The sequence below is a fragment of the Meridianimaribacter sp. CL38 genome, from assembly GCF_004328055.1.
GTDB lineage: Bacteria > Bacteroidota > Bacteroidia > Flavobacteriales > Flavobacteriaceae > Gaetbulibacter_B > Gaetbulibacter_B jejuensis.
Window position 1 is genome coordinate 86,933 of sequence record NZ_QKWS01000005.1, and the last position, 11,844, is coordinate 98,776.

At 33.2% G+C, this 11,844-nt stretch carries 8 protein-coding genes and 1 tRNA gene; 3 read left to right on the forward strand and 6 right to left on the reverse strand.

The genetic code is table 11. The features are described from left to right. Positions 1-32: 32 nt before the first annotated feature. Together DMZ43_RS12580 and DMZ43_RS12585 are read right to left on the reverse strand one after the other, a co-directional pair. Entirely contained in the window at positions 33-1,346 is a 1,314-nt protein-coding gene (locus DMZ43_RS12580) for an HTTM domain-containing protein (protein WP_131508738.1), read from the reverse strand. Next, positions 1,347-2,267: a bifunctional riboflavin kinase/FAD synthetase gene (locus DMZ43_RS12585; RefSeq protein WP_131508740.1), complete on the reverse strand. Its 921-nt coding sequence runs from the start codon at positions 2,265-2,267 to the stop codon at positions 1,347-1,349. A gap of 202 nt (positions 2,268-2,469) precedes the next feature. Between DMZ43_RS12585 and DMZ43_RS12590 the strand changes: the two genes are divergently transcribed. Both DMZ43_RS12590 and DMZ43_RS12595 read left to right on the forward strand, forming a co-directional pair. Then, entirely contained in the window at positions 2,470-4,512 is a 2,043-nt protein-coding gene (locus DMZ43_RS12590; protein ID WP_161566755.1) for a T9SS type A sorting domain-containing protein, read from the forward strand. Between the two features lie 86 nt (positions 4,513-4,598). After that, on the forward strand, positions 4,599-7,952 hold the full coding sequence (locus tag DMZ43_RS12595; RefSeq protein ID WP_131508744.1) for a reprolysin-like metallopeptidase: 3,354 nt from the start codon (positions 4,599-4,601) through the stop codon (positions 7,950-7,952). 49 nt (positions 7,953-8,001) lie between these two features. Here DMZ43_RS12595 and pth read toward each other — a convergent pair whose 3' ends face one another. The 3 genes from pth to DMZ43_RS12610 all read right to left on the reverse strand — a co-directional run bounded on the left by pth (position 8,002) and on the right by DMZ43_RS12610 (position 10,378). After that, on the reverse strand, positions 8,002-8,634 hold the full coding sequence (gene pth / locus DMZ43_RS12600) for an aminoacyl-tRNA hydrolase (protein WP_131508746.1): 633 nt from the start codon (positions 8,632-8,634) through the stop codon (positions 8,002-8,004). Positions 8,635-8,711: 77 nt separating this feature from the next. Next, entirely contained in the window at positions 8,712-9,347 is a 636-nt protein-coding gene (locus DMZ43_RS12605; protein ID WP_131508748.1) for a 50S ribosomal protein L25/general stress protein Ctc, read from the reverse strand. Positions 9,348-9,436: 89 nt separating this feature from the next. Next, entirely contained in the window at positions 9,437-10,378 is a 942-nt protein-coding gene (locus DMZ43_RS12610) for a ribose-phosphate pyrophosphokinase (RefSeq protein WP_129760882.1), read from the reverse strand. Between the two features lie 145 nt (positions 10,379-10,523). On the opposite strand from DMZ43_RS12610, the gene DMZ43_RS12615 reads away from it, so the two are divergent. Next, positions 10,524-10,605, forward strand: a tRNA-Leu gene (locus DMZ43_RS12615). Positions 10,606-10,658: 53 nt separating this feature from the next. Here the strand turns inward: DMZ43_RS12615 and DMZ43_RS12620 are convergent. Further along, positions 10,659-11,702 (reverse strand): YafY family protein, encoded by a 1,044-nt coding sequence (locus DMZ43_RS12620; protein WP_131508750.1) that lies wholly within the window; start codon positions 11,700-11,702, stop codon positions 10,659-10,661. Between the last annotated feature and the right edge of the window lie 142 nt (positions 11,703-11,844).

Consider the following 11,844-nt stretch of genomic DNA (forward strand, 5'->3'; position numbering starts at 1 on the left):
TAAGCGACAAATTTAATGAATTGCCAAAACATTTAATTGAGTTTTGAAGGTAAAATCCACGAGCTGTGTTTAAAAACATCCCATTTTACATTGGCAAGGTCAATATTAGGATCTATAAGCTGTTGTCTTGGTCTTCCATTTACGCTTATGCTACAGTTTACAAAGACTTGCACGTCAAATCCTTTTTTTGCAAAATCTTGTTTTAAATGTTGTGCAAATTGCCAGATGACATCTGGTTTGGTGGTTGCACCTCGTTGTTGTTTTCGGGTTAAATAGTCGTTTAATTTAACAGGTAATACATTGTTAGTGTTTTTGTCAATGACTTTATAAGTGCAAAACCCACTTTTTGAGCGCAGCATCATTCGCCATGACAGTCTGTGACCTTCTTCGGTCCAAAGCACATTATCTTGAATAAAATGATGACGAATAGGTAATAGTACTTGAATAATAAAATACACTGAAAATAACCCTACATAAAATTGATTTCCTTTAGGGATGATAACTTCAGCTTCATTATAAAACGGTTTCTTTTTTAAGAATATATTTTGAATGGTTTTAGGCTCAAAAAAGAATAAAATAAAGGCTAAAGATAAATATGGAAATATACCTACATGAAAAATGAATGAATTGAACAGATGAAAGAAAATAGAAATGATAAACGCAAATTTTCTTGTTCTTTTCCATAGTAACAACGGAATGATAAGTCCGTCAAACAAAATGCCTCCATAAGCCAGCATATAGTGTAACCACTTGTATTGTAAAATATCACCAACTAAAACAAAATGTTGTTTGGCTTTCATCATGAGTTCAATAGTAGTGGTGTTTAACCAATCAGGATATATCTTGGCAATTGAGGCGTATGTGTATACAATAAAGAGCTGAATAACAAATACATATTTGCACCACTGTGGCATTGAGCCTCTTTTTAATTTTGGGGTTTGTTTGGCATCAACCGAAAGGTAAGTGTGCGCAGGTTGAAACACCATTATGGCACTCAATAACATTAATAAGTAGTAGTGATTGTTATAAGACGATTTTTGCATAAAGTAAGTGGCAGACCACATGATGGTAAATGCAAACATGCTCCATCTGTATTTATAACCTATCATTACAAAAAGGCCAAATATTCCCATAATAGCATAATAGAGATACATCCAGTTTCCTGGTAAAGGCTGTAACCATTCAAACCCTATAAATGTAAAAGTGAATTCGGGTTCAATAAGCGTTCGTTTTACCCAACCAGTAAAGATGGCTCCAACACTTTCTAAGAAAATAAGTAGTCCAAAAATAATTCGGAATATAATTAATGCACTGTTGTCAATATGTTTAAATAAAAACCTGTTCATCTAGTTAAATAAAGTTAATGCTTTTTCTTTGTCTTTGTTGAGTTGTTCTTTAAGTAATTCAACCGAATCAAATTTTTGCTCGTCTCTAAGTCTGTCAATTAATTCCACTTGTATTGAAGTGTCATAAATATCTTCATTAAAATTGAAAAAGTGTACTTCAATAGATTGCGTTTTTCCATTAACAGTAGGATTGGTTCCAATATTCATCATCCCATAAACTGTAGTGTTGTTAATATTAGATTGCACTACATAAGCACCATTTTTTGGGATGAGTTTATAATCTTCAGGTATTTTAACATTAGCAGTAGGAAATCCTATTTTACTACCAATTTGTTTTCCTTTTACAACGTTACCTGATAAAAAGTAATTGTAACCTAAATACGTATTTGCGGTTTTAACATCACCATTATTTAAGGCATTTCTAATTTTAGTTGAACTAATAGCAACATCTTCAATGTCTTTAACAGAAATTTCTTCTACTTCAAAATCAAATTGAGCACCATAACCTTTTAGGTCTTCAATGTTTGCGCTTCTATTTCTTCCAAACCTATGGTCGTAACCAATGATAACGTGTTTAACGTTTAATTCATCAACTAAAATATGCTTTACATAATCGTTAGCTGATAGTCTAGAAAAATCTTGAGTAAACTTTTTTATAATAAGATTATCAATACCAATTTGAGACAAAATAGTTTTGCGCTCATCAATAGTATTCAACAATTTAATATCAGCATGAGTTTGCAATACCATTCTAGGATGCGGAAAGAATGTTAGCAATGAAGATTCTAGGTTTTTTTCTTTTGCAACAGTTATTAACCTATTAATTATTTTTTGATGTCCTAAATGGACACCATCAAAAGTACCAATAGTAAGTACTGATGGCGCTTTAGAATAGGAAGTTAGGGAATTATATATTTTCAAAAGATTTTTTTGTAAAAATAGCTAATAAGCATTGAAATAAAAAGGAAGGCTTAAAAGGTAATAACTTCACAAATATTAGAGTTTATTTATGTTAAAAAATCACATTTTGTTAAAGAAAACTTAATATAACAATTGATTTTGATTAAATTTGGAGGATGTTTATAGATATTATCCTTTTTTAATTAATACAATTTATATGAAAATGAACTTTACTATTAAATCCCTTTTTGCAATGCTTATGCTAATATGCGTTGCTAATAGCTACTCTCAACAAAGGACTTGTGGAGTGGATGAGTATATGGAAGAAATGCTCAAAAACCCTGAGTTAGCTAAAAAATATGAAGAAAATCAAAAGAAATTTCAAGCAGAGCTTGCTAGAAGAGCTAATGGAGACTATAGTGCTAGAGGAGCTTCAATAGTTATACCTGTAGCTGTTCACTTTCCAACAGGAAATGAGGCAGATAGAGACTGTCTTGTTGCATTGGCTCAAAGTCAGGTAGATGTTTTAAATGCTGACTATACAGCAATGAATGCTGACATTTCTAATTGGACTGCAGCAAGTCCGTTTTATCCAGGATTACAACCTGGAGTGGCAAATATTTCTTTTTGTTTAGCAGTTTCCGATCACCCTGTTGGAGTTGACCCAGAATTACTTGAAGGAGAGCCAGCTGTTACTATTGGTTATAACTTTGCAAATGGTTCTGGATTTCCAGAGTTAGACTCTAATTGGGCTGGATATATGAATTTTCTGATCAAACCATTAGATGGTACAACTCTTGGGTATTCACCATTAGGAGGTAGTATTGAAAATGGAGGAGCTGTTGTAATGAATCTTAGTACTTTTGGAACTGGATCTGGTTGTCCTGGTTCTGGAATTGTACCTGGAGCACCTTTTAATCTTGGTAGAACAGTGACGCATGAGTTAGGGCATTTTTATAATCTAAATCATACATTTGCGGACTTTACATGTACAGGTGATGATGGGCTTGCCGATACGCCAAATATTGACACAGAATCTTATAACTGTCCACCAGCTGGATCAGTGAATGCTTGTACACCAGGTCAATATTCATTAACGATGAATTATATGGATTATGTTAACGATGCTTGTATGTATATGTTTACACCAGATCAAATGAATGTTGTTGATGCATATGTTTCAAGTGTTTTAGCATCTCAAATAAAACCAGGAGTTTGTGAGCCAGCTACACCAGGTTTTAATTTAGCAACAACAGATAATGAAATATTCAGTTGTCCAAATACAGACACAGAAGCTGTATTTACGTTTAATTATTCAACAATTTTAGATTTTAATGAGACTACAACTTTTTCTGCTTCTGGCGTTCCTGCTGGAGCAAGTGTAGCCTTTAGTCCAACGTCATTAAATAGTAATGGAAGTTTTACTATGACTATTGGTAACTTAGGAATGACTGCTCAAGGAGATTATACAATAACTGTTACGGGAACTTCTAGTTCAGTAACTAAGAGTTTTGACGTTGTTTTAAATAATAATTGTACAGAAATACAGTGTAATACATATGAGTCAGCTCCAAACTTGAATTTAACAATAACAGATGGTGCTGGTGGTTCGGCTGGTCAACCAATTTTAGAGCATGTAATTAATATTCCTGATTCAGGATTAATAGAAAGTATGACAGTGAATGTTAATGTTTCTCATACTTATGTTTCTGATGTAAGAGCTGTTTTACTTCACCCTAATCAAACAGATTTTATCTATCTATGGAATTTAAACTGTGGTAATAACGATGACTTTGATGTGACTTTTGACGATGAAGCTAGTGCTATTACTTGTGGTTCTCCTACTGTAGGAACTTTTCAGCCTGCTCAAGCATTAAGTGCTTTTTCTGGGTTAGAATCTCAAGGAGATTGGACATTGATTATGTTAGACTATTTTGCAGGAGATGAGGGCACATTAAATAATTGGTCAATTGAAATTTGTTCAGAACAACAACTTAGCGTAGATGAGTTTTCAGCTAATGAGTTCTCAATTTTCCCTAATCCAAACAATGGTGAGTTTACTATCAAATTAAACTCAAACTCAGGAAACAACATCGCTGTTGATGTTTTTGATATTAGAGGAAGAAAAATATTTAACAACTCTTATTCTAGAAATAATTCAGATTTCTCTCAATCTATTAAGCTTAATAGTGTAGAGGCAGGTATGTACTTAGTAACCGTAAGTGATGGAGCTAAGAAAATAACTAAAAAGATTATTGTAGAATAATAATTTTTAAAATTTATAAAAAGAGAGACACTAACGTCTCTCTTTTTGTTTAATACCTTTACGTAAATAAAAATTTTTTCAATATTATGAGAATTAAATTACTTTCCATCAAAGCCCTTTTCTTCTTATTGTTACCATTAATGTTGTCTGCTCAAAATAACGAGTGGCAGCGATTAAAAGAAGTTAGAAAAGTAGAAGACGTCAGTCTCGAAAATTTAGACAAAGATAATTTTAGCATTTTTCAGCTAGATATAGAATCTTTAAAATCAAAACTTGTTGATGCACCATTAAGAAGTGAATACAGTGGGACATCAAACACAGTGGTTTATTTTCCTGATGTTTTAGGTAATTTGCAACAATTTAGAATTGTTGAAACAGCAATCTTTTCTTCACAAGATAATGCTGGTCTTCATAAAAATATAAAAACTTATTTGGGTTCTAGGCTTGATAATTCAGGAACTCGAATTCGTTTTAGTGTTACACCTTTAGGCTTTAATGCAATGGTTTCTGAACCAGGAAAGGAAACTTACTTTATTCAACCAGTAACTAAGGTTTCTAACGGACAATACCTTGTATATAACAGAAGTGCAAGAAATGAAACAACTGTTAATAATGCATTTGAATGTTTAACAGAAGACCTTCATTTATCTTCTAGAGAGACTATGAATACATTGTTAGCAAGAGATGCTAATGACCAGTTATTAAGAACTTTTAGAATAGCTGTTTCAGTTACTCAAGAGTATACTAGCTTTTGGGATGATGGAAATGACGCCAATGGTATTGATAGAGAAGATGCATTAGCTCAAATGGTATCAACTTTAAATAGAACTAATGAAGTGTTTGAAGTAGATATGGCTATTACATTTCTATTGGTTGATACTGTAGATGATCCTGCATTAGATCTTATTTATTCACCTACTTTCCCTGACCCTTATGGTAGTGACTTAAATGGAGGTTTACAAACAAATTTAACAGCAACAGTTGGTGAGTCTGATTATGATATAGGTCACTTATTAGATTATGGTGGAAATAATGGTAATGCAGGTTGTATTGGCTGTGTTTGTGAAAGTGGAAAAGGTAGTGGGTTTTCTTCGCATTCGTTTTTAGATAATGATGGAGGTCCATACATGTCTGATTTTTTTGACATTGACTATGTACCACATGAAATTGGTCATCAAATGGGAGCTAACCATACTTTTTCTTATGGATCTGAAGGTACAGGAGTAAATGCCGAACCAGGAAGTGGTACAACAATTATGGGTTACGCTGGTATAACAGGAGCTAATGATGTTCAGGATCATAGCGACCCTTACTTCCATTATTTTTCAATTAATCAAATTTTGACTAATGTTTCGTCTGCTCCAAATAATTGTGCAGTAACAACAAACATTACTAATAATCCACCTGTAGCTAATGCAGGAACTAATTATACAATTCCTCAAGGAACAGCATTTATTTTAAAAGGAAGTGCTACTGACCCTGATGGAGGAGATATATTAACCTATACTTGGGAGCAAATTGATAATGGTGTAACCACATCAAGCAATTTTGGACCTACTAAAACTACTGGAGCACTTTGGAGATCAAGACCTCCTAGTACATCTCCTAATCGTTATATGCCAATTCTTCAAAGAGTTTTAGACGGAGAACTTACCGAGAGCAACCCTGTTGAATCTATAGATAATACAACTTGGGAAACTGTTTCTACTGTAGGAAGAAACTTAAACTTTGCTTTAACTGTTAGAGACCGACAAGAAACTGGAGGAGTTGGGCAGACACCTCAAACAAGTTACGATACCATGACAGTTACAGTTGATGGAAGTTCAGGGCCTTTTACAGTTACATCTCAAGATTCAAATGTTACTTGGGATGCTGGTTCAACTCAAACTGTTACCTGGAATGTTGCAGGAACTGATGCAGGTTCTGTAAATACACCAACAGTAAATATTTTATTATCTGTTGATGGTGGGCAAACGTTTCCTTATACTTTAGCTTCTGATGTGCCAAATGATGGATCACATGATATTACTGTTCCTTTAACAGGAGGAGATACTTCAACTGCAAGAGTAATTGTTGAAGGAAACAATAATATATTTTATGCAGTAAACTCATCAGAGTTTAGTATTCAGGAGTCAGAGTTTGTTATAACGGTTGATGAGGTTTCGTTAGATGTTTGCCAACCGAATGATGCAGTATATTCTTTTACTTACAATACATTTTTAGGGTTTAGTGATACAACAAACTTTAGTGTTACAGGGCTACCTGCTGGTGCAAGTGCAACGATAAACCCAACTTCAGCTATTGCTGACGGAACCACAGGTACAATTACTATTAGTGGTACAGGGTCTCTTGCAACAGGAAATTATCCTTTTACACTTGAAGGAGTTTCAGGAGCTATAACTCAAACTGTAAATTTAGAAATGAATGTCTATAGTGCTACAGTAGCGCCTGCAATACTTACATCACCTTCTGATGGTGCAACAGGTGTAAGTTTAGAAGCAGATTTGATGTGGAATGGAAGTGACAATGCACAAGAATATTTTGTTGAGGTTTCTACCGAAGCAAATTTTGCATCAATAACTGAAAGTGCTACAGTACAAGGCACATCTTATACAGTAAGTAATCTGTCAACTAACACACTGTATTATTGGAGAGTTACAGCATCTAATTTATGTGGAACAGCAAATTCATCGGCTGTGTTTAGTTTTACAACTGCTAATATTGAATGTAACTTTTATAGTGCAACCGATTTACCTATAGATATTCTTGAAACAGGTAATGGAACGGATAATTACACATCAATCATTAACGTAGCAAACGACGCTCCAATTACTGATGTTAACGTAACCATCAATATTCAACACGACTGGAATAATGATTTAGATATATTTTTAATAAGCCCATCAGGAACAACTGTTGAACTTTCAACAGATAATGGTGCAGATGGAGATAATGATTATGTTGATACAGTTTTTGATCAAGAAGCATCTACACCAATAACAAGTGGAACATCACCATTTACTGGAACGTTTATTCCAGAGGGAGATTTATCTACACTTTATGGTGAAATGTCTGGAGGAGATTGGACCTTATCAGTAGATGATGATTTTGGTCTTTTTGATGGAGGTCAAATTACTGAGTTTACTCTAGAGCTTTGTACAGAAGGCTCGTTATCAATTGATGAGTTTACTACAAGTGAATTTACAATTTTCCCTAATCCTAATCAAGGAGAGTTTACAGTGAAGTTAAATTCAAATTCAGGAAGAGATATTACAATTGGTGTTTATGATGTTAGAGGTAGAAGAATTTTTAATAACTCTTATGTTAACGCTTCTGATTTTACACAAACTATTAGGTTAAATAGTGTAGAAGCAGGTATGTATTTAGTTACCGTAAGTGATGGTGTAAATAAAACCACTAAAAAGATTATTGTAGAGTAGTCGTTTTTTAGTTTGAAATAAAAAAAAGAGGAGCTGTAAGCTCCTCTTTTTATTTTCCGTTAAAAGTATTCATAGTATTGTTTACACCTGCTGTAGCAAATGATTTTATAATCTCAACCGATTTTTCTAAGCGTTCTTTTAGTTGAGTCGATTCTTCTTCTGTCCATTCTCCTAAAACATAATCTACTTGCTTGCCTTTGCTAAAACTATCGCTTATTCCAAATCTAAACCTGTTGTATTTGGTGGTTTGTAATTTGTTTTGAGTGTCCTTTAATCCGTTATGGCCACCATCACTACCTTTTGTTTTAAGACGTAGTGTTCCAAAAGGAAGGTTTAAATCATCAGTAATAACTAATAAATTTTCAAGAGGAATTTTTTCCTTGGTCATCCAGTATAGTATGGCTTTTCCGCTTAAATTCATGTAGGTATTAGGCTTTAATAATAGTAACTGTCTGCCCTTAATTTTATAAGTGCATAAATCACCTAATTTTTGAGTTTCAAAAGTAAGCGACTCGTTTTCCGCTAAAAAATCTAAAATCTTAAACCCAATGTTATGGCGTGTGTTTTCATACTCGCTACCAATATTTCCTAATCCAACTATTAAAAATTTCTTCATTACTTGTTCTTCTTCGTTAAAGGAAGTTTGTTTTTTCTTAAATATGTTAAACAGAAATTTACACATTTTTATCAATTTCTGTAAAAGTAAAAAAGCATCCTGAGTTATCAGAATGCTTTTTATAATTTAAACTATTAAGTTTTTTAAGCTTCAGCAGGAGCTTCTCCTTCTGCTGCTGGTGCTTCAGCTCCTTCTTCTAGTTCATCTTCGTCTTCATCATCAGTCATAACTGATGCTCTTGCACGTTTAACTTGACAAACAACAGTGTTGTCTGGGTGCATGATTGTAAAGTCATCACTAGCTAATGCAGTTACATATAATTTACCACCAATCTTTAAAGGTGTAATATCAGCCTCTAAAAAGTCTGGTAAATTTGCTGGTAAAGCTTTTACTTTTAACTTACGATTATTCTTTCTAAGAACACCACCATTTAATACACCTCTAGAAGTTCCTATAATGTGAACAGGAATTTCCATAGTAATTGGCTTGTCTGGGAATAACTGGTAAAAATCTATGTGTAAGATTTTATCTGTTACTGGGTGAAACTGGATGTCTTGTAATACAGCATCGAAAGTGTCACCATTGTCTAAAGCAATCACAACTGTATGCGCGTTAGGCGTATAAACCAGTTTTGAGAATGCTAATTCATCTGCAGAGAAATGCACTGGTTTATCTCCTCCGTATAATACGCAAGGAACCTGACCAGCATTACGTAAGGCTTTTGTTGCTTTTTTGCCCACGCTTTCTCTTTGAGATCCGTTGATTGTAATTGATTTCATAATTGTTTATTTATATTACTTATTTGTGTTATGGAAACTTCGTTGATTAAAAATCAACTTGTTTTCATTATTTATATAATTATTAAAAATTACATTACAAATTTTGAACTAATTGATTTGTTGTAATGTACATTTTGCATTACATCAGCAAAAAGTTCAGCACAGCTTAAAATTCTAACTTTTTCACAAGCTTGTTTAGAAGGGATTGAATCGGTAACAATTAATTCTTCTAACTTAGAATTTTCTATTTTTTCATAAGCACTTCCAGATAGAATTGGGTGTGTACAAATAGCTCTTACACTTTTTGCGCCTCTTTCCATCATCAAGTCAGCTGCTTTTGTTAGCGTTCCTGCTGTATCTACCATATCGTCTACAAGAACAACATTTTTACCAGTAACGTCTCCAATTAATTCCATGTGCGAAATGACATTGGCCTTAGCACGTTGTTTGTAACAGATAACCACATCACTTTCTAAAGCTTTAGAATAAGCATAAGCTCTTTTTGAACCTCCCATGTCAGGAGATGCAATGGTTAGGTTATCTAGATTTAAGCTTTTTAGATATGGTAAAAATATTGTAGATGCAAATAAATGATCTACAGGTTTTTCAAAGAATCCTTGGATTTGATCAGCATGCAAGTCCATAGTAATAATACGTGTTGCACCAGCAGCTTCTAACATTTTTGCTACTAATTTTGCAGCAATAGGAACTCTAGGTTTGTCTTTTCTGTCTTGTCTTGCCCAACCAAAGTAAGGTAAAACAGCAGTAATGTGTCTTGCAGATGCACGTTTTGCTGCATCTATCATTAACAACATTTCCATTAAATTTTCAGGACCAGGATGTGTAGATCCGATAATGAAAATTCGGGTTCCTCTTATTGATTCTTCGTATGATGGTTGAAACTCACCATCGCTGTAAGTTGATGTAATAACATTACCTAATTTCACTCCAAAATTAGCTGCAATTTTCTCAGCAAGTTCTTTACTTTGAGTACATCCAAAAATCTTTGCTTCTGTGCTTACATTTGGCATTTGTAAAATATTGTTTTGTAACGTATTAAATCGCCTTTGTTAAATGAGGTGCAAATTTAGGAATTTATTTGAACTGAAAAAGCATAAAACCCACTATTTTTGATTGTTGGTATAGAATTATTTTATAGTTTTGCAATCCAAATTTGCTCAAGTGGCGGAATTGGTAGACGCGCTGGATTCAAAATCCAGTTTCTTCGGAAGTGTGGGTTCGATTCCCACCTTGAGTACTTTTAAAACCTCAACTATTTAATTATGAATATGTTGAGGTTTTTTGTTTTCATTATTTGTACGATTGACTTCGTTTTTCACCAAAATCCTTATAAAATCCTGCTGCTTTTTCAAGCTTTAGTTTCATTCTATCTCTAAGACGTTTGGGTTTAATAACTTCAATAGAATCACCAAACCCTAAAATTAAGCGTTCAAGTTCAAAGTTAATCTGAACAAAAATATTAAAAATGACACCATCTTCTGTTTTCTTTATTATTCTTTGGGAACGATGGAAGGGTTTCGTGATTACATAAGGTGCATTTTTTTTATCAACCCAAAGTTGGATACGTTCTGCTCTATTATTAGAAACTGTTACACCAATAACATCTCTATAATATTCATCTCCATTGAAATTATTATTTTTATATGTAATAGAAGTGTCGTAATCAATACATAAAATTCTATCTAAAGCAAAAGTAACTATAGGTTTTTTAGCCTCTTTCCCAGGTCTTCCTATTAAAAACCAACGGTTGTTAAACTCCTTTAATATGTAGGGGTGAAAAATGACTTCAGAAGCTTCCCTTGCCTTGAATGACTGATATTTTATTTTCAAAACCATTCTCTTAATAATAGACTGATACAAAACATCCAAATGTTCTAAACCTTTTAACTTTTCATTTTTATCCAAATGAATGATGGCTGATTGGTCTGTCTTTTCCGTATATACTTTGTCTTCTAATCGTTGAATGATACCTCCTAATTCAGAAAATAAAGAGAAATCTTTAAACTGTTTTAGCATTTCTACAGTTTCAGAAAGCACATTCATGTCATTCTCATTCAAAGGAATATTAGTTATAGAGTAGTCCTCATCTTCGTATTTGTAAAACTTCTTGTTATAAACAACTATAGGTGCATTGTAACCTAATTTATCGCTACGCATCATTTGAATATCTAACTGAATTGTTCGTTTGCTAACATTTATTGCTCTTCCTTCATATTCATATAATGCATCAGAACAGGCGTTTATTAAATTATCTAGAGTCCATTGCCTAAAATTGTTTTGAAGACATTTGTCAATAGTCTTATAGCGTATTAGAGCATTTTTGTTTAAAGCCACAGAGGAAATTTTAATGAAAAATAAGAAATAAATTTATCTACGCAAAAAGATTGCGCATATAGATAAAATATTTGTATCGGAATCATGAATAAGTCTTTTGAAAGACTTTAAAGTAGTGCTCCGTTAGACAGGGAAGCTAACG

Bases quoted from the DNA above. Each gene is read 5' to 3' on its own strand.
- DMZ43_RS12580 (WP_131508738.1), bottom strand. From the start codon at position 1,346: ATGAACAGGTTTTTATTTAAACATATTGACAACAGTGCATTAATTATA.
- DMZ43_RS12590 (WP_161566755.1), top strand. From the start codon at position 2,470: ATGAACTTTACTATTAAATCCCTTTTTGCAATGCTTATGCTAATATGC.
- DMZ43_RS12595 (WP_131508744.1), top strand. From the start codon at position 4,599: ATGAGAATTAAATTACTTTCCATCAAAGCCCTTTTCTTCTTATTGTTA.
- pth (WP_131508746.1), bottom strand. From the start codon at position 8,634: ATGTGTAAATTTCTGTTTAACATATTTAAGAAAAAACAAACTTCCTTT.
- DMZ43_RS12605 (WP_131508748.1), bottom strand. From the start codon at position 9,347: ATGAAATCAATTACAATCAACGGATCTCAAAGAGAAAGCGTGGGCAAA.
- DMZ43_RS12610 (WP_129760882.1), bottom strand. From the start codon at position 10,378: ATGCCAAATGTAAGCACAGAAGCAAAGATTTTTGGATGTACTCAAAGT.